Annotated in this window: 18 protein-coding genes and 3 pseudogenes; 10 read left to right on the forward strand and 11 right to left on the reverse strand. The window is 32.5% G+C overall.

Annotated elements, in window-relative coordinates; all coding sequences use genetic code 11:
• Positions 1-34: 34 nt before the first annotated feature.
• Positions 35-706 (reverse strand): hypothetical protein, encoded by a 672-nt coding sequence (locus GKR88_17340; GenBank protein ID QMU65864.1) that lies wholly within the window; start codon positions 704-706, stop codon positions 35-37.
• Positions 707-884: 178 nt separating this feature from the next.
• Here GKR88_17340 and GKR88_17345 point away from each other — a divergent pair, with 178 nt between their 5' ends.
• The 3 genes and pseudogenes from GKR88_17345 to GKR88_17355 all read left to right on the forward strand — a co-directional run bounded on the left by GKR88_17345 (position 885) and on the right by GKR88_17355 (position 2,474).
• Entirely contained in the window at positions 885-1,850 is a 966-nt protein-coding gene (locus tag GKR88_17345) for an NAD-dependent epimerase/dehydratase family protein (protein ID QMU65865.1), read from the forward strand.
• Between the two features lie 193 nt (positions 1,851-2,043).
• On the forward strand, positions 2,044-2,202 hold the full coding sequence (locus GKR88_17350; GenBank protein QMU65866.1) for a hypothetical protein: 159 nt from the start codon (positions 2,044-2,046) through the stop codon (positions 2,200-2,202).
• Positions 2,199-2,474, forward strand: a pseudogene (locus GKR88_17355) (anion transporter). Before GKR88_17350 ends, GKR88_17355 begins: the two are co-directional and overlap by 4 nt.
• A 210-nt stretch (positions 2,475-2,684) precedes the next feature.
• Here GKR88_17355 and GKR88_17360 read toward each other — a convergent pair.
• From GKR88_17360 to GKR88_17390, 7 genes are all read right to left on the reverse strand, one after another.
• Positions 2,685-3,119 carry a transposase gene (locus GKR88_17360; protein ID QMU65867.1) on the reverse strand — a complete coding sequence of 145 codons (435 nt, stop codon included), beginning with the start codon at positions 3,117-3,119 and terminating at the stop codon, positions 2,685-2,687.
• A gap of 241 nt (positions 3,120-3,360) precedes the next feature.
• Positions 3,361-4,356 carry a GTP 3',8-cyclase MoaA gene (gene moaA, locus GKR88_17365; GenBank protein QMU65868.1) on the reverse strand — a complete coding sequence of 332 codons (996 nt, stop codon included), beginning with the start codon at positions 4,354-4,356 and terminating at the stop codon, positions 3,361-3,363.
• Position 4,357: 1 nt separating this feature from the next.
• A complete protein-coding gene (locus GKR88_17370) occupies positions 4,358-4,768 on the reverse strand; it encodes a hypothetical protein (protein QMU65869.1) in 411 nt (136 codons plus the stop codon).
• Between the two features lies 1 nt (position 4,769).
• Positions 4,770-5,183: a YeeE/YedE family protein gene (locus GKR88_17375; protein ID QMU65870.1), complete on the reverse strand. Its 414-nt coding sequence runs from the start codon at positions 5,181-5,183 to the stop codon at positions 4,770-4,772.
• A 3-nt stretch (positions 5,184-5,186) separates the two neighbouring features.
• Entirely contained in the window at positions 5,187-5,744 is a 558-nt protein-coding gene (locus GKR88_17380; protein QMU65871.1) for a YeeE/YedE family protein, read from the reverse strand.
• A gap of 49 nt (positions 5,745-5,793) precedes the next feature.
• Positions 5,794-7,032: a 3-deoxy-D-manno-octulosonic acid transferase gene (locus GKR88_17385; protein QMU65872.1), complete on the reverse strand. Its 1,239-nt coding sequence runs from the start codon at positions 7,030-7,032 to the stop codon at positions 5,794-5,796.
• An 87-nt stretch (positions 7,033-7,119) separates the two neighbouring features.
• Positions 7,120-8,412, reverse strand: a complete 1,293-nt coding sequence (locus GKR88_17390) for a tyrosine--tRNA ligase (GenBank protein ID QMU65873.1) — start codon at positions 8,410-8,412, stop codon at positions 7,120-7,122.
• Positions 8,413-8,474: 62 nt separating this feature from the next.
• On the opposite strand from GKR88_17390, the pseudogene GKR88_17395 reads away from it, so the two are divergent.
• From GKR88_17395 to GKR88_17420, 6 genes and pseudogenes are all read left to right on the forward strand, one after another.
• Positions 8,475-9,518, forward strand: a pseudogene (locus tag GKR88_17395) (NAD-dependent epimerase/dehydratase family protein).
• A gap of 1,052 nt (positions 9,519-10,570) precedes the next feature.
• A pseudogene (locus GKR88_17400) lies at positions 10,571-10,828 on the forward strand (hypothetical protein).
• Between the two features lie 57 nt (positions 10,829-10,885).
• Positions 10,886-11,665 carry a GLPGLI family protein gene (locus tag GKR88_17405; protein QMU65874.1) on the forward strand — a complete coding sequence of 260 codons (780 nt, stop codon included), beginning with the start codon at positions 10,886-10,888 and terminating at the stop codon, positions 11,663-11,665.
• A complete protein-coding gene (locus tag GKR88_17410) occupies positions 11,652-14,312 on the forward strand; it encodes a TonB-dependent receptor (GenBank protein QMU65875.1) in 2,661 nt (886 codons plus the stop codon). The genes GKR88_17405 and GKR88_17410 overlap by 14 nt, the downstream gene beginning before the upstream one ends.
• Before the next feature lie 419 nt (positions 14,313-14,731).
• On the forward strand, positions 14,732-15,466 hold the full coding sequence (locus GKR88_17415) for a transposase (protein ID QMU65876.1): 735 nt from the start codon (positions 14,732-14,734) through the stop codon (positions 15,464-15,466).
• Between the two features lie 61 nt (positions 15,467-15,527).
• Positions 15,528-15,719 (forward strand): hypothetical protein, encoded by a 192-nt coding sequence (locus tag GKR88_17420; GenBank protein ID QMU65877.1) that lies wholly within the window; start codon positions 15,528-15,530, stop codon positions 15,717-15,719.
• A gap of 185 nt (positions 15,720-15,904) precedes the next feature.
• On the opposite strand, the gene GKR88_17425 is transcribed toward GKR88_17420, so the two are convergent.
• Genes GKR88_17425 through GKR88_17435 form a run of 3 tightly spaced genes read right to left on the reverse strand, consistent with a single transcriptional unit; the run spans position 15,905 to position 18,428 of the window.
• On the reverse strand, positions 15,905-16,378 hold the full coding sequence (locus GKR88_17425; protein QMU65878.1) for a DUF4296 domain-containing protein: 474 nt from the start codon (positions 16,376-16,378) through the stop codon (positions 15,905-15,907).
• Entirely contained in the window at positions 16,378-17,715 is a 1,338-nt protein-coding gene (locus GKR88_17430) for a dihydroorotase (GenBank protein ID QMU65879.1), read from the reverse strand. The genes GKR88_17425 and GKR88_17430 overlap by 1 nt, the downstream gene beginning before the upstream one ends.
• Positions 17,712-18,428: a glycosyltransferase gene (locus GKR88_17435; GenBank protein QMU65880.1), complete on the reverse strand. Its 717-nt coding sequence runs from the start codon at positions 18,426-18,428 to the stop codon at positions 17,712-17,714. Before GKR88_17435 ends, GKR88_17430 begins: the two co-directional genes overlap by 4 nt.
• An 81-nt stretch (positions 18,429-18,509) precedes the next feature.
• Here GKR88_17435 and GKR88_17440 point away from each other — a divergent pair, with 81 nt between their 5' ends.
• Entirely contained in the window at positions 18,510-19,154 is a 645-nt protein-coding gene (locus GKR88_17440; protein ID QMU65881.1) for a DUF4271 domain-containing protein, read from the forward strand.
• Positions 19,155-19,165 lie beyond the last annotated feature (11 nt).

Genomic DNA, 19,165 nt, shown 5'->3' on the forward strand with positions numbered 1-19,165 from the left:
TTAACTATTTTAATTAATATTATTTACTTTGAATTTACGACTTTTTCTTTTTATATCCTTTTTTTAATAGGATATCTTCTTCACGGTTTGTGTTATTTTTTAATGGGATGCCTTTTTTAATAATACGCTCTTCCGCCTTTTGTCGGTTTTTATTCCATTTCCTGTCAGCATTATTTTTAGTATCTTTTATAATGACACCAAAATCTTCAATAATCACTTGTTCATTCAAATTCTTTTCTAAATAAACTGTGTTTATTTTTGAATTCATTGCAGAAAAAGCAGCTACTATGTTACTAATTTGATCATGTATTTCGTCAGCTTTTATTGACGAAATTTTCGTCATATCAGAAAGGCGTAAAGATTCATTTTCCAGTACATGTATTCTGGCTTTGAATGATAATGTATTTAAAGGTTCCGGTTTTATATTGCCTTTCAAAGCCTTAATTAAGGAACTTAACTCCAAAGCATTACTCAAGGCTTCATTTGGACTTGTTCGTTTAAATTTTTCCATAAATTCCTGAAGTACAATATAATGGCTCCAATCGGATAGTTCTTTTTCATTTGCCGTATCAATTTCAATTGGAATGACATACTCTTGAGGAATACTAAATTTTGATCCGGTTGCCGAGATTTCTTTTTTTTCCGGGGCACTATCTCCACAAGAAATAAAAATACTTACTACGAAAAAAAAAGGAAGAAAATTCATCTTATTATTTCAAGATCAAACACTTCAAAATTAATAAAAATCAAAGAATAAAGCGTTAAAAAATGTAAAATAAAATAATACAACTTTAAACACCTCACAAAATTTTCCTTTCTTTAGCTTTTATTTTTTAAAAATATGTAATTTAAGTACTTTTGAAATTAGAAAATCACAATTATTTATGAAAGAACGGATTTTAATTATTGGAGCTTGCGGCCAAATAGGAACTGAGTTAACAGCTCAATTAAGATCTATATATGGAAATACGAATGTTATTGCTGCTGATATAAGAAAAGGGGATGATTTAATGACCAACTCCGGGCCATTTGAAATTATAAATGCTACCAATAGAAAAGAGATTTCAACCGTTGTAAAAAAATATAAAATTACTCAAATATATCTGTTGGCAGCAATGCTTTCTGCCTCAGCAGAAAAGTATCCGGGTCAAGCGTGGAATTTGAATATGACATCTTTGTTAGCTGTTTTAGACATGGCAAAAGATAAGTCAGTTGAAAAAATCTACTGGCCAAGTTCAATTGCTGTGTTTGGACCTACCTCTCCAAAACAAAACATTTCCCAACAGGCAATTACGCAACCTTCTACGGTATACGGTATCAGTAAAATTTCCGGCGAGTTTTGGTGTAACTATTACCATAAAAAACACGATGTAGATGTGCGTAGTTTGCGATATCCCGGCATTATAAGCTGGAAAACCAAACCGGGAGGAGGTACTACAGATTATGCGGTAGATATATTTTTTAAGGCTGTTGAGGAAGGAAAATACAATTGCTTTTTAAAAAAAGATACCCGCCTGCCTATGATGTATATGAATGATGCAGTGGATGCAACCATACAACTCATGCAAGCAGATAAAAATCAAATTAAAATTAGGACATCTTATAATCTGGCTGCAATTGATTTTACTCCCCAGGAAATTGCTACCGAAATTCAAAAAATAATACCTGATTTTACCATTTCGTATCAGCCGGATTTCAGACAGGTCATCGCAGATAGTTGGCCTCAAACTATTGATGATTCCGAAGCCAGAAAAGATTGGAATTGGTCTCATCAATACGATTTAACAACTATAACTGCAGATATGATTCGCAATCTAACATCTAAAAATCAATTACCGGAAAATAAGTAACACTTTTTGAGGGTTGCAAATTAAAAAACGTAACTAACCCATATAAAAGCATAGCTAAGTTTTGATACCGTTGAGAAAACAGTAAAGGTTTTTATCTTTAACCGCAAAATTCATTTTATGAAGCGTTCTAAAAAGATAGGTTTACTTTTAGGCCCTGTTTTGTTTTTTTAGCATTCTTAATTTATCATTTTATTTGGTATCTGAAATAGGTGATGCCGTTATTGCCGTTGCTGCCTGGATGGTAATTTGGTGGACTACAGAGGCAGTGTATATTGCTGTTACTGCATTATTGCCACTGGTTTTATTTCCACTCTTAAAAGTAATGCCGGCAGCCGAAGTAGGAGCTAGCTAATGAGTAATGTTGCTTTGGTCGCTGTTCTGGCACCGGTAGTGGCAGGAATTGCTATCGGATTAAATATTCCTATACTAAATGTACTTATCCCGGTAACCATGGCATCCAGTTGTGCATTTATGCTGCCAATGGCAACACCTCCTAATGCCATAGTCTTTGCAAGTGGTTGTGTAAAGGTGAGACAAATGGTACAAGCAGGGATTATCTTAAATACTCTTGCTGTTGGTTTGTTAATTTTGTACTACCTTTTTGTAGTTCCGGTTATTTTTTAACCCGGATGATGCATTAGAACTTCGTAATGAAGGTTGAAATCGTGATAAAATATAGCGTTTTCCGGAATGTAGCGTAGCACTGCTACGGTTCATTTCAAAAAAGCAGTGGAGCGATATATTTTGAAACGATTTCAAGCTGTAATAGATTTTCTAATGCATCATTCTATCTAACTTAATTCCTGACACACTGATAATGTGCTAATATCGATTTTATGTTGTTTCATAATTTTTTTGAATTTGTCTTGTTTTGATTTGTTTTAATTTTTCTTTGTCTTGTTCTGAATCTATGGGATGATAGGCTTGTTTTTTGATAATCATATTCCATATAAGTATTGCTATTTTTCTGGCTATAGCTGTTATAGCTGCTGTTCTTCCTTTTTTATAGGCGATACGTTTAAAGAACTGAGCCAAATAACCTTCTTTTTTATTTTCTATGGTATTAGCTGCATTAGGCAAAGCTATTGCAAATTTATTTTTACCCTTAGGAGTTCTACTACTTAGGGTTTTACTGCCTGAAACTTTGTTATTGGTTGCTAGTCTTAACCAATTTGTAAATTTTTTGGCACTATCAAATTTATAGATATCGGTGCCTATTTCTGATAAAAAGCTTAGAACAGTGCTTATACTTACCGATTCAATAGCCATACAGAAAGTCTTTTTTGCATTCTAACCAAAATTCGGGCGGGGATCTTAATCACCATTCATACAATAGGCTTAATTATCGAACTCTTTGGCAAGTTAGCTCTTAACTGTCAAAGTGTAATCAGTTTCTTAAAATCCGGGTTTAATGAGTTCAATTATGATACGGTTTCAGATTAGAAAGTTTCAAGTTAAAATGCTCAACTTGTACAACTTTCAAACTTGAAATCTGGAACTTAAAACTATATTACCCACCAATTGTTGACATACTTTCGGAAATGCGTCCTTGTATACGACTGGCCTCTGCAACAAAACCATTTTTGGGTTTCTTTTTTACTAAAGACAAAAATAACTCCTTTACATCTTCATTGTCAGCTCCGTTTCTTAGGAAGTCCCGAATATGAAAGGCACCGTCGTCAAACAAGCAATTTTTAATAGTTCCTATCGGTGTAATTCTAATTCGGTTGCAATCTCCGCAAATAGTTCTGCTAAATGCAGGGATAATTCCTATGCTTCCTCTGTGGCCGTTAACACGAAAATTTTTAGAAGTCGATGACTTTTCCGAAGCGATCGGTTCAAGATGAAATTCGGTACGGATGGTTTCTAAAATACGGGTATAATTCCAATTTTCCCGGATATTGATCCAACCTTTTCCATTAAAAGGCATTTCTTCAATGAACCTGACAACGATGTCTTTATCTTTCGTTAAAGCAACAAAATCTACAATTTCATCCGTATTGAACCCTGCTTGCACAACCACATTTAGCTTTACATTTAAATGACTTTTTTCAAGTAACTCAAAGGTCTCGTATACTTCCGGAAACACATCACGTCTTGTAATTTGGAAAAACTTTTCTTTTTGCAAGCTGTCCATACTCAAATTGATGTTTTGCACTTTTTCCATTCGCTCCAGATCCGGAATATATTTGGAAATCATTGCTCCGTTGGTAGTAATATTGATGGTTTTTAATAAATCGTTAAATGATAATATTTCCAAAAAGCCCATAAAATCTTTTCGTACAAAAGGCTCTCCGCCGGTCAACCGGACTTTTGTTACTCCTAATTCTGTCAGTACCCGAACGATGCGATACATTTCCTTAAAAGTTAACAAATCTTTTCGCGGAGCAATTTCAATTCCGTGTGATGGCATACAATATTGACAACGCAAATTACATCGATCTGTTACGGCCAAACGGACATAGCTTATTTGTCTCCCAAAACTATCTATCAATTGTTTTTGCATACTAAAAAGGTACTAAATCCGGGTACAAAATAGTAGCTTTTGCTTCCGGCGAGCGAAAAATATCTTGGCTATAATGTTGTTTTATAATTCCTTTAAAATCTTCCGATAAAGAAGGAAACTCTTTGATAAAATCAGAAGAATGATCACTTTCGGATTGCTGCATATAACGATTCATGATTTGTAAAGAAGCGTAGGTTACAGTGGCGTTGAATTTCATAGTAGCCCCATACTTAATTGCAAAATGGTATATCTGTCTACCCATATGTTGTATGGATTGCTCTAATCTGTATTTCTTAATATGTATATAAGCCAATCTCAAATGAGCTTCGTGAGAAAAATAGAGCGGGGGAAATTTTCCTGACTTGAATTTTTCTTCGTAGATATCATCCGAATATCGATAATGTCTTTCCAACTTAATCAGGTAATTTCTTATGTAATAATCCGTATACGAATGCTCCTAAAATTGCTCCTAACAGCACAATTAAGATCATTATGGCTCCATGTCCGATTAACACAAAAACAGGGCCGGGGCATGCTCCTGCCAATGCCCAGCCTAACCCAAAAATACTTCCGCCGATAAAAGTTCTGATAAATCCTTTTTTCTTGGGCTTTACATGAATTGGATTTCCTTGAAAATCTCTGATAATGCCTCGTTTAAATAATTGCATGATGATGATTCCCAATACCACTGCAGACCCAATGATCCCATACATATGAAATGACTGAAATTTAAACATTTCATAAATTCGATACCATGAAACCACTTCTGATTTACTCAAAACAATTCCAAATACAATTCCGATAATTAAAAATTTTATATACTTCATGGCTTAAAATAATAAAGGAAATAGAAACCATACCATTAGCAATCCGCCGGCAAAAAAACCTGTTACGGCAATTAATGAGGGTACTTGTAAACTACTCAATCCTGTAATAGCATGACCCGATGTACATCCGCCGGCATATCGCGCTCCAAAACCAATACACAATCCTGCTACCAGTAAAATGCCAATACCTTTAAATGATGTTAGATTCTCCGTGCTAAATATTTCGGCAGGCAGGTATTGACTTCCGGCATCAGGAAAACCCAATGCTGCTAATTCTTTTATCGTTTCCGGATTTAAATCAATTGTTTGAGAAGGCATTAAAAATGTATTTGAAATGAATCCGCCCAAAATGATTCCGACTACAAAAATCAAACTCCACCGTTTTGCTTTCCAGTCAGTTTTAAAATAATCTGAAAACTTTCCCGCCCCTCCCATAGTACAAAATGTTTCCAGATTGGTAGAAATACCAAAGCTTTTTCCAAAATAGAACAGTAGCAGTAATACCAAAGCAATTGCAGGCCCTCCAATATACCAAGGCCAAGTTAGCGTTATGAGTTCCATAATTAAATTTTAAGTCATCAATATAGTACAGCAAGTTAGCGTATACGATTTAGATGGGCAATATTTTTTTGCTGATATAATCCATAATTATATTTGTAGCTCCCTTATTTTCCCGAACGTATTCTTGATTGATGTCCCCTGTTTCTTTTCTGTACTTTTTATCTGACTTTAATTGACGGAAAATACTTGAAAGCTCTTGTTGATTCTTTACGGAAAAACATCCTTTTAATGCTACCAAATCTACGGCCTCTTTAAACTTGCTAAACTGAGGCCCAATAACAACGGGAATCCCAAATGTAGCGGGTTCTAAAATATTATGCAGTCCTCCTTTTTTAAATCCACCGCCTATATAAGCAGTATCTGCATATGAATAAATAGCAGCTAATAACCCTATTGTATCCACTATCAAAACCTGATATTCCGAAAGATTGTACTTGTCTTTTTCAGAAAAAAGAAGAGTCTTCTTTTGAATTGCCGTAGTTAATTTTTGAATTCCTGCCGAATGGATATTATGTGGAGCAATAATAAATTTCTCATCTTCGGAATCGTTGATGTAGCGTACTAATAATGCTTCGTCTTCCGGCCATGTGCTCCCTGCGACAACGGTATATTGATGGTTTTTAAATGTTGAGATAGAGGGAATGGAATGATGCTGTTCAAGAATCGTAGTAACCCGGTCAAAACGGGTATCTCCGCTCACGGAAACATTATTAAAATGAATAAATGCCAATAGTTTTTTTGACGCCTCATCCTGCACAAAAAAATGATCAAATGCTTCCAACGAGTTTTTCATCCATTTTCCAAAAGGTGTAAAAAATATCTGGTTCTTTCTAAAAATTCCTGAGAGCAATAGAGTTGAAACAGCTTGTCTTTTCAATTCATGTAAAAGATTTGGCCAAAATTCGTATTTTATAATAATGGCGAGCTTGGGTCGGATCACGTTAATAAATTGCGATACCTTTTTTTTTGTGTCAAAAGGTAGATAACAAACAACGTCAGCCAGCTCGTAATTTTTTCTGATTTCATAACCTGACGGTGAAAAAAAAGTAATGAGTATTTTATAATCGGAATATTTTCTTTTGATTTCTTCTATTACAGGTCTGCCCTGCTCAAACTCCCCCAGAGAAGCAGTATGAAACCAAATAATTTTATCTTTTTTTCTAAAAACAGAGAGTTTTTGAAATGTCTTTTTTCGCCCATCTACAAATAACTTTATTTTAGCATTGAATAGTGCATACACCTTAAGAAATAAAAAAGTAAAATGCGCTATGCTGTTGTAAAGATTCATCAAGGTAAATATACTATAATGCGGTGAAAGGTTTCGATTTAAAATATCAGATGAAGAGATTTTGCTTAGGAAGAGGTTTTAAGGTTTTTATATTATTTTTAATAAGAAATAATTTTTTTTACCTCGCTGAAGCAGCACGTACTTTTCTGAAATTAAATTTGTAGTAGTAATGATAAAGCTTTCTTTTACTTTTTCTTTATTCACTGCAATTGCATTTTCTTTTAATGCTCTTCGGGCATCTCCGTTTGAAGTCATAAATCCTGTTTTTGCAGCCAATGCATCAATCATGCCCAGGCCATTTTCCATATCTTTTTTCGAAATAATTGCCTGCGGAACACCATCAAAAACCTCTAAAAAAGTCTGCTCATTCAACAATTTTAAATCACGGGCTGTAGACTTGCCAAATAAGATAGCTGATGCTTTTATGGCGTTCTCATATGCTTCTTTACCGTGTACCATGATCGTAATTTCTTCCCCGATTTTTTTTTGCAGCAAACGCAAATGCGGAGTTTCTTTGTGTTTGGTAATTAGTGCATCAATAGCTTCTCTGCTTAAAAATGTAAATATCCTAATATATTTTTCAGCATCTTCATCAGAAATATTCAACCAGTATTGATAAAATTTATAGGGAGAGGTTCTGCCTGTATCTAACCAGACATTTCCTCCTTCGGTTTTTCCAAATTTTGTTCCGTCAGCTTTGGTTACCAAAGGCACAGTTATAGCGTATGCTTTCCTCTGGGTTTTTCTTCGGATCAATTCGGTTCCGGTCGTAATATTTCCCCATTGATCGGCGCCTCCCATTTGAAGTGTACAGTTTTTCTCTTTGTACAAGTGATAAAAATCATATCCTTGAAATAATTGATATGTAAATTCTGTAAAACTCATTCCTTCTTTGGATGCTGCTCCCAAACGTTTTTTTACGGAATCTTTGGCTATCATATAATTTACGGTAATATGTTTTCCCGTATCACGAACAAAATCAATCAGAGAAATTGGTTTCATCCAATCGTAGTTATTTACTAATTCGGCAGCATTTTCCAGATGGATGTCAAAATCCAGAAATCGAGTTAGCTGGTTTTTTATTCCTGTGATATTTTTAGTTAAGGTTGCTTCGTCCAGTAAATTTCGTTCGGCAGATTTGCCGGAAGGATCTCCTATCATTCCTGTTGCCCCGCCAATCAATGCAATAGGTTTATGGCCTGCTCTTTGGAAATGCATCAGAATTAGTATTTGTACCAGGCTGCCAACATGCAGAGAATCTGCAGTAGGATCAAACCCAATATAACCGGTAGTCTTATTTTCCAGCAGATGCGTTTCGGTTTCCGGTATCATATCATGCAACAGTCCTCGCCAGCGTAGTTCTTCTACAAAATTTATCATTCTTCTACAAGATTTAAAAAAGTAAAGATACATTTATCCTTTAAAAAAACTAAATTAGCCGTATGATTTTAGTCACCGGAGGAACCGGTTTTTTAGGGGCTCATTTATTATATCATTTAACACAAAATGAAGATAGCATCAGAGCTGTTTACAGAACCGTTTCCGGCTTGGAAAAAGTAAAAAAAGTATTTTCGTATTATACGGAGTTTGCAGACACTTATTTTTCTAAAATCGAGTGGGTCCAAGCAGATATTACTTCTGTTCCGGAGATGATTCCTGCATTTAAAAATATTTCCAAAGTATATCACTGCGCTGCTCTTATTTCTTTTTATCCAAAAGAGTATATCACAATGAGAAAAGTAAATATACACGCTACGGCTATTATGGTGAATTTAGCAATTGATGCTAATGTTCAAAAATTATGTTTTGTGAGCTCTATTGCAGCATTAGGAGAAGGGCAAAAAGGAGTAGCGACCACCGAAGAAAATGAATGGGATACACATGGTAAAAATCATGGATATGCTATTACAAAGCACGGGGCTGAAATGGAAGTTTGGAGAGCAAGCCAGTAAGGGATTGATGTCATTATTGTAAACCCGGGAGTTATCTTAGGCGCGGGATATTGGAATACCGGTTCCGGAAAACTGTTTACTCAGCTATATAAAGGGTTTAAATTTTATACTGAAGGAATCACCGGTTTTGTAGGGGTAAAAGATGTTGTAAAATCAATGCATCATTTAATGGAGGGCACTGTCAAAAACGAGCAATTCATTTTGGTGTCGGAAAACAAATCTTTTAAAGAAGTTTTTTTTACAATTGCAGATGCATTTCATAAAAAAAGACCTTCATTTAAAATAAAACCCTGGCAAACGGCTGTTCTCTGGCGGGCGAACAAAATGTTGATGATATTAACAGGAAAAGAACCTTTAATAACAAAGCATACTGCAAAATCTGCTCATGAAAAAACATATTACTCTTCGGATAAATTCATTCAAAAAACAGGTTTTGCTTTTGAAAACATAGCAAATGTAATTAAAGAAACGGCTTCTTTATTTCTTCAAAAAAATACAGTTAAAAAGTCGAAAAGTATAAAAGTTCGAAAGTAATACCACTTATCACTTGAAATTACCGTAATAAAATGCTCTTTTTTCCTTTCTTGTTCGCTATAAAAAGAAACCGTAACGAATGCACGCTTTATTTTTCTAACTCCAATAAAGAAAAAAATCATCATTTTCTTTTACAGTAATTTCAAATAATAACTGGTATAAAAATATTGGCATGAGCATTGAGCATGTCCAAATAGGGTCTGCTGAAAAATACTACATTTCTGAAAGGCAATGACTTATAATAATTCTCTTGACAAAAAGTGCATGCCTTTTAACCTAACTGATGCTAAAACCTTGCATTTTGTTACACAATTAAAGAACATTTTTTTGTTGCTCAGAGGCACATCACTTTTGCAACTTTCTCAATTTGAAGTATTTATATACATCTACATCTTCGAAAATTACAAAATTAATGCACCTCTGAACTTTTCAGCAAGCCCTATATATGACGTCTGATATCTTTTTTTGATCGGATATTGGAAAGTTCGTGATGTTGGTTTTTATTTTTTCTAAAATAAAGCTATTTCCTCAGTTTTTAGAGGAATTTGCAGTACGGCTTTTTCATGTTAAAAGAAAAATATCCTCATTTTTTTTAAACACAACATTGGATATAAAGAAATATTTTTATAGGTTTGTTGTAGTGATAACTTTAATAACCCCTAAAATCTTTATCTTTTGAATAAATTTTTCCATTTTTTTTGAGTAAAACAATAGGCATAGTCAGGCAATAAATAAATGCCTGTAAAAAGAGATATTTGGTAGCCATTTGAAAACAATATTGCGTTAAAATCAGAGGTTCCGAAAAAAGAAAAGTTGTACATTGAAACAACAAAAGTCATTCGCTTAAAGAGATTTGAACATTATGAGTAAACAAAATAGTAAAATTGAATGAATACCAAAAACGGGAATAATTCCCAAACCTACAATTTGTAGGGTAATTTTTAAAACCTTTTTAAAATATGAAAAAAGTAGTTTTAATTTTTGTTTTTTTATTTGCATTAACAAGTTCTTATGCAAATAATTTTAGTAATAATGACTTAAAAATTTCAGAGATTGAAGACATATCAATTGAGAATGTTGCTTCTAATGATTTGGATTTTGAGTCATTATCTATTGACTTAATTAGTTTTACTTCTTCATATGAAGTAAAAAATAACTCAACCTCAATGAATACATTTCAAGCAGAAAATATTGAAGTTGAAGTTTTTGATTATTGGGTAAGATATTGTATTTACAGAAACGGTAGAAAATATTGTACTGAATGGGAGTATGTTATTGAACTTGAAGAAATAGTAATTATTGCTAATTAATCAATATCTATCTGGTCTTAATTAAGACCAGATAGATTATTACTTAAATATAGAAATATGAAAAATAAAATTTTATTTATTATGTTTTTTGGTTTATTCATTAATATGAATGCACAAAAAAATAATATTTGTGGAAAAATAGAATACACTTATACCATTAATTTAGATTATATAAATCAAGAAAAATATGAGTTATATTTTAATAGAAAAATTTCCTATTCAAAAGAAATAGCCATAACTAAGGCTGAAAATGAAAAATCACAAGAGAATAAACCAATGGGTACTCAAGTGAATATAGTTGTTGGCAGAAAAAATACAACAAGTAAGTTTTATTATAATTCAATAAATTCTTTTTTCTTTAGAGATAACTTTTTCGATGAAGTAATACTAGTAAAAGAAGAAAAATTTAAAAACTCTTGGAAATTACATTCAGAAACCAAAAAATTGTCTAATTTTTTATGCAAGAAAGCTACGATTCTATTTAGAGGCAGAAATTATACAGCGTGGTATACAGAAGAAATTCCTGTTTCATTTGGTCCCTGGAAATTAAGAAATTTACCAGGAATGATTTTAGAATTTTATAATACTGACAAAGTATTTCATGCAGTTGCTAATAAAATTAAAGTTGGAAATGATAATTGTTTTTTTGAGTTTGATAAAAAAGAGTTAGAGAAAGCTATAAATTTAGATGCTTATTTAAATAAAAAAGAAGAGTTGATTGATAATATGTTTGCTGAAATGTCTGCTAGAAGACCAAAAGGGTCTAAACCATTTAAAAGAGATAAAAAATGTGATGATTGCAGTAAAGAAATAGAAATATTTAATGAGAAAAATTAAACTATTAATTGCTTTTTTTTTATGTAATCTTACCTTTTCTCAAACTACTTTAAAAGGATTGATAAGCGATTATTCAAAAAATCCTATTTCGTATGTAAGTATTATGATAAAAGATAGTTTGAATAATAATATTAACTATACTTATTCTGACGAAAATGGAACTTATTTATTAGAAATTAATAAAAAAGGTATATATAATATGTCTTTTTCCTCTATGGGTTACAAAACAAAAATGATTGCTTTAATATTAAAAAAAGATAAAAGTGAAATTGTTAAAAATATTTCTTTGCAAGAACAAACTTTAGAATTAGATGAAATCATTATTCAATCAGAAAAGGTTATAAAAGTAAAAAAAGATACTGTAGAAATAAAAGTCAATAAATTTTTAAAAGGTAGTGATGCTACTGTAGAAGATTTGTTAAAAAAAATACCGGGCATTACTGTAGATATTGAAGGAACTATTAAAGTAGGTAATCAAGAAATAGAAAAATTAATGATAGATGGTGATGATTTTTTTGAACGAGGCTATAAAATATTATCTAAAAATATGCCTCCAGACCAATTAGAAAAAATACAAATTTTGCAAAAATATTCTAATAATAGGTTACTAAAGAATATTGAGGAAAGCGACAAAGTTGCGCTAAATTTAGTGTTAAAAGAGGATGCGAAAAGGCAATGGTTTGGTAATGTTTCTCTTGGTTATGATTTGCATTCAGTTAATAGATATCATCTTAAAACTTATATGATGAATTTTGAAAAAAAAAATAAATTTATTTTTTTTTCTAATTTTAATAATATTGGTTATAATGCAACTGGTGATATCAATCATCTCATCAAATCTTCAAGATTTGATGAGGATGCAAGCATAGGCGATAATCAAACTGTAAATTCATTACTAAACCTATTACTTAACAATCTTAATTTTAAAAAAGACAGAACTAACTTTAATAACGCAGAATTAATATCATTAAATGCCATTTTTAACCCAACAGAAAAACTAAAAACAAAAATTTTGGGATTTTTCAATTGGGACGAAACCAATTTTTTTAGAAAAAGCATTGACGTTGTTGATGTCAATGGAACAAATTTTACCAATACTGAAGATTATAAATTGCGTAACAAAAAACGAATAGCTTTTGGTAAACTTGATTTTACCTACAATATTTCAAAGACCAAAATGCTTGAAGCGACTACTAAATACAATAATGGCGATTTTAACGATAATTCTAATTTAATATTTAACGGTAATTCTACTATTGAGAACTTGCAGTATCAAAATACACTTTTTGACCAAAAAATAAGCTATACCAATAAGTTTGCAGACAAAAAAGTATTTTTATTGACTGGTCGTTTTATTGATGAAAAAACACCACAAAACTATACCATTAATCAATTTTTTTATCAAGATTTATTTCCTGCTTTTACCAACGCTAATAATGTAAAACAACAAAGCACTAACCAAATGCAATTTGCAGGTGTTAATGCACATTTATTAGACCGAAAAGCCAATGGTCATTTATTAGAACTTCAATTAGGTAATGAATACCGAAAAGACATATTATCTACTACTTTTTCACTTTTAGAGAATAATACCGTTTTAGAACAACCAATTGGCTACCAAAACCAAACCAATTATGTGTTCAATGATTTGTACTTTAAAAGCAAATACAGATTAAAACTTAAAGATTTTGGGATAGTCGGCAAACTAGATGTACATCAGCTTTTTAATAGTTTAGATAACAATAATATAAATAGTAATCAAAATCCATTTTTTGTCAATCCAAGTTTAGGTTTTGATTGGGAAATAAATGATAAAAACAAAATAACATCTTCTTACTCTTACAACACCACAAATGCAAAAGTTTTAGATGTCTTTAGTGATTTTGTATTAACTGGCTTTCGTTCTTTTAATCAAGGTACAGGAAATTTTAATCAATTAGAGGCTTCAAGTGTTGTTTTTAATTATCAACTTGGAAATTGGAGCGACCGTTTTTTTGCAAATACATTTATCCTTTACAACAAAAATCACGATTTTTTTTCAACAAATACAGCAATAGAACAAAACTTTACGCAGGCTGAAAAAATACTGATTGAAGACCGAGAATTTTTAAGCATCAATTCAAAATTAGATTATTACTTTAAATTTATATCGTCAAATTTAAAAGTAGATTTAGGCTATACAAAAAGTGAGTTTAAGAACATTGTAAACAATTCTAATTTAAGACAAGTAACCTCAAATAATTACAACTATGGTTTAGAATTGCGTTCTGGTTTTAAAGGTGTTTTTAATTATCATTTGGGTACTAAATGGACAACAACTGAAATAGAAACTACTATAAATAATTCGTTTACTAATAACGTGAGTTTTCTAGATTTATCATTTATTTTCAATAATAGACTAGATGTTCAATTACAATCAGAACGTTACTATTTCGGAAACTTACAAACTGACAATACCTATTATTTTTTAGACCTTGATGCAAGATGCAAACTCATTGATAACAAACTGACTTTGGGTTTAACTGGGAAAAACCTTTTTAACACCGAAAGGTTCAAGAATTTTATAATCAGCGACATCGGAACATCAACAACTGAATATAGATTATTATCAAGATTTGTACTTTTAAAATTGGAATACAGGTTTTGAAAGTTGAAACGAATAAAAACGGCTACCAATAACTAAGCGTATGTTGCGCCGATAGGCTAGCAATATACGCCTTGTTGACTGATTCGTTTTTGATTTTTCATCCCCTATGGGTAAAACGATTTTTAGATTCGTTTGCTGCTTATCAATTGGTCTTGATTACGAGGTTTTTTCTATTGTGAAGTGTTTTAAAAGTTTACCTATCATCACTTTATTGAGTTTATTTTACTTTTTGAGTCTCTTTTTCAGTGTTTTTTAGGGATATTCGTAAAATATTCAATTATTTGTTTTTCAGTAAATTAGATTAGATAAAGATCCCTAAAAAACCCCGAAAAGTGAGCAAAAAGCCCTAAATTCGGGGTAATCTTATTTTTTATCTATGACTAAAGTACGAAAATTATCCCAGTCAATCAACCAAATAAATTTCGAAACCCCCTCAGAGAAGTTTGAGAGTTATTATCAAAACTTTCTCGGTTCCGATTTGGGTTACCTCCATCAATCTATTCCATGGGGTTCACTTGCCCAATCGTTTAGCAAAAAGATCAAGCGAAGGTATACAGTGGCTGGAACAGCAACGAGAGTGGTACACCACCAAAGAGAAGCCCAAGGATCTTATTGTGAGCATAGACAAAAGGTATATCCGTCCTATAGTAAGGGGCAAGGAAACCAAGCGTGTTGAGTTTGGTGCCAAGGTCAATACCGTTCAAATCGATGGCATCAATTTTATAGAAAACTTAAGCTTTGACGCCTTTCACGAAGGTATCCGCCTGCAAAGCTCCGTCTATCAAGCCCAGTCCTTAACCCATACCAAAACCAAAGCTATTGCCGCTGACAATATCTACGTCACCAATGCCAACAGAAGTTACTGCACCAAAAACAATATCCAAATCAGTTTTGTCCCCAAAGGGAAACCTTCTAAAGACGCCCAACAACAAAAGCAATTAAGGCAAATCTTGTCCAAAGAAAGGGCTACCGGAATGGAAGGTAGTTTTGGAACCGAAAAACAGCACTACTCCCTTGACAAGATCAAGGCAAGAACACAGAAAACGGAAACCTTGTGGATCTGCTTTGGCATCCATACCGCCAATGCGGTAAGGATTGCCAAAAGGGTAAAGGATCAAAAAGCATCTGCCAAAGCTCGGCAACACGTAGCTTAACAATACCGCAAAAAAAACACTTTCTTAGCCAGGTCCATGGGATAACTATGTCTAAAAATCAGTGAAAAAAACACTTTTTGCCAATAAAAGCGTGCAAAAGCCTCAACGTATGGATATTCTTCTTGCTCAAAAAGAAAATCTTAGTGGAATATTAATCTTGATGGATAGTTTTACGAATATCCCTTTTTATGTCTTTAAGCGTAGCGGTCTTATATCTAAACTTTCGGATGCTATTGACTTTCCAACTTTTTAACTTTAAACTGTATTAAGCGTCATAGCCCGCCATTATTTTTTGGAGGCCTTTGCAAAATAGTGGTATATTCTGTGTTTGAATTGATTTGACTTCAAATTTCTTCCTTCCCGAAAATTTTAAATCCTCAAAACCACCAGGTTATTCCGGTTGAAAATGTTCTTCGGGCATCGAACTTTTTTGTCAAATCAATTTTGCAAAGGCCTCTTGTTTAATAAATCTCCCGAACCTTTTTTATATGTCTTATTTGGAGCTTCTATAGTTGTCTTTGGAGCTAGTTTTTTAATAGAATCTCTCCTGATAGAATCTTTTATCCGTCTTTCATCTACATATTTTTTCTTGTAATTTTCCAAATTACGTTTTACCTGTTCCAGTAATTTTTGATATTCATCTAATCTTGTTGTATAATAAAAATTACTTCTTTTGAAACGTGAGCTGTCAATTTTATACTTATTATATATCAAGGGAATATAATCCACTTTTGCCTGGAAATAACTATTTTTTAAGTCTCTGGAAGCACCGGCAATATACAAATCGGTAAGTAAAGAAACTATGGTATCTCTTGGAATTAAATCCTGAGGCTTTTTATAGATAGTATTACTGGTACAGGAGAAAAAAGAAATGATTATAATAATTAAAAATAGTCTTTTCATGTTGGCCATTATCTGTCAAAAGTAATTCTTCTTCCTTTAGTTACTTCATTAAATATTCCGTTATTATATGCTAAAGTTCCGTTTACAAAAGTATGTGTTATGGTTGATGAAAATTCAAGCCCCTCAAATGGAGACCAACCACATTTATACAATAGATTTTCTTTAGTTACTTGTTGAGGTTTTTCTAAATCTATCAAAACCAGATCTGCAAAATAGCCTTCTTTGATATATCCTCTTTTTTCAATCCGGAATATTTTAGCCGGATTATGGCAGGCTTTTTCTACTAATTTTTCTAAGGAAATAGTTTTGTCTTTCACTTTCTCCAGCAAAGCCAATAAGGCGTGTTGTACCAAGGGGCCTCCGCTGGGGGCATTTTTATAGTGATTCGATTTTTCTTTCAAAGTATGCGGCGCATGATCTGTGGCTATGATGTCTATCCTGTCGTCGAGCAGCGCATCCCACAAGCTTTTTCGATCTTGTTCGGTTTTTATTGCGGGATTCCACTTGATAAGCGTTCCTCTTGTTTCGTAGTCTTTATCGGAAAACCACAAGTGATGTACACATACTTCAGCGGTAATTTGTTTTTTTTCTAACGGGATATCATTTCTGAATAGGTTTGTTTCTTTAGCTGTCGATAGATGAAAGACATGCAATCTGGCTCCTGTTTTTTTTGCCAAAGCAATTGCTTTTGACGATGAAATATAACAAGCTTCCTCACTTCTGATAACAGGGTGTAATGTTACGGGAATATCTTCACCATATATAGCGGAATAATGAGCCGTATTTTTTTTGATTGTAGCCTCGTCCTCACAGTGTACGGAAATAATAAGTTTTGTTGATGAAAATATTTTTTCCAGTACGGTTTCATCATTTACTAACATATTTCCGGTAGATGAACCTAAAAAAAGTTTGATTCCGGCTACATTTTTCGGATCTGTTTTTAGCAGTTCGTCCAGGTTGTCATTAGTACCGCCAAACATAAAAGAGTAGTTTGCATACGACGTGTTTGCTGCTATCCGGAATTTTTCTTCTAATAATTCCTGAGTAGTTGCCTGGGGAATGGTATTGGGCATTTCAATAAAAGTGGTAATTCCGCCGGCAATGGCGGCCCTGCTTTCTGTCGCGATATTTGCTTTGTGAGTCAATCCGGGCTCTCTAAAATGCACCTGATCGTCAATTAATCCGGGAATTAAAAGTTTTTTATTGGCGTCAATAATAATAGCACCTTTTTGTGGAGTAATATGTTTGGTAATCTCTTTTATGTACTCATTTTCTATAGATACATCTCCAACAAAGGTTTGGTTATCGTTAACAATCGTTGCATTTTTAATTAAGTAAGCACTCATTTTAACCCGTTAAATCTCATTTTGATTACACCAAACAATGCTTCATAAACTATTGAGCCACTCATTTTAGATTCCCCTTGTGTACGGTCTGTAAAAATTACCGAAATTTCTTTAATATTAAATTTATGTTTCCATGCTTTAAATTTCATTTCTATTTGAAAAGCATATCCCACAAATTTAATTTTATCCAGTTCTATAGTTTCTAAGACATTTCTTTTATAGCATACGAATCCGGCAGTAGTATCGTAAATAGGAATTCCGGTTATTAAGCGTACATATTTCGAAGCAAAATAAGAAAGTAATACTCTTTTCATAGGCCAGTTTACCACATTAACACCTTTAGAATATCTTGACCCAATAGAAACATCTGCTCCCTCATACACACAAGCATTATAAAGTTGGATCAAGTCATTCGGGTTGTGAGAAAAATCAGCATCCATTTCAATGATATAATCGTATCCCCTCTCTATGGCCCAATAAAAACCGTGAATATATGCAGTGCCTAACCCATTTTTTTCAAGTCTGTTTTCAATAAAAAGGGTTTTGGGGAATTCATTCATTAGAGCGATAACAATTTCAGATGTCCCGTCCGGTGAATTGTCATCTACCACAAGTATATGAAATGCTTTTTTTTGATTGAATATGGCCCTGATAATGCTTTCAATATTTTCTTTTTCGTTATAAGTAGGTATGATTACTAAAGCGTCAGACATCTAAAATTTGAAAATATTAAAAGCAAATATACATTATTTAATTGCTAATTTTGTGTTAATTGCAGTTTCAAAAACGTCAATATGGAAGCAACAGAACGGGTATTGATATCTAGAGATTGGGTTACGTTAATGGTTTTAGTATCATTTTTTTTTCTGGCGTTATTGAAGTTCTTAAATCAAAAAAAATTAAGAGGCTATTTCTTATCATTCTTAAACAAGAGTTTTATAGAATCGGACTCTTTTGAAAACTCTTCTTTTTTTTCTGTGTTTAATATTTTTTTTTCTGTGTTTAGTTCATTGGTTTTTTCTTTATTTCTTACACAGTTTTTAGACTTTTATAAAGCATCAAATGAGCTAACTTTTTTAAATTTTTTGGTATTATTTTGTGTATTGTTTTTATTCCAATTGGTGCAAAATGGTATCCAGGTGGTACTGGTTTCTTTATTTTCGATAAAAAGTACTGCAATTGACATTTTATTTGTGAGTCAGAGAAGTTATTTGTTTTCCGGTTCAATCCTGATGTTTATTTTATTTGTCTTATATTTTTATACAGGACTGAACTTCAACTATATACTATTTGTTGTTATTGCTATCATCAGTCTGATGTCATTATTTTATATAAATACAAACAAAAAGCTGATTATTAACAAGTTGTTTTATTTTATTTTGTACCTTTGCGCGATTAAATTGGCACCATTACTGGTGCTGATTAAATTGATTTTATAAAACGAAAAGAA

This window comes from Flavobacteriaceae bacterium (genome assembly GCA_014075215.1).
GTDB lineage: Bacteria > Bacteroidota > Bacteroidia > Flavobacteriales > Flavobacteriaceae > Polaribacter.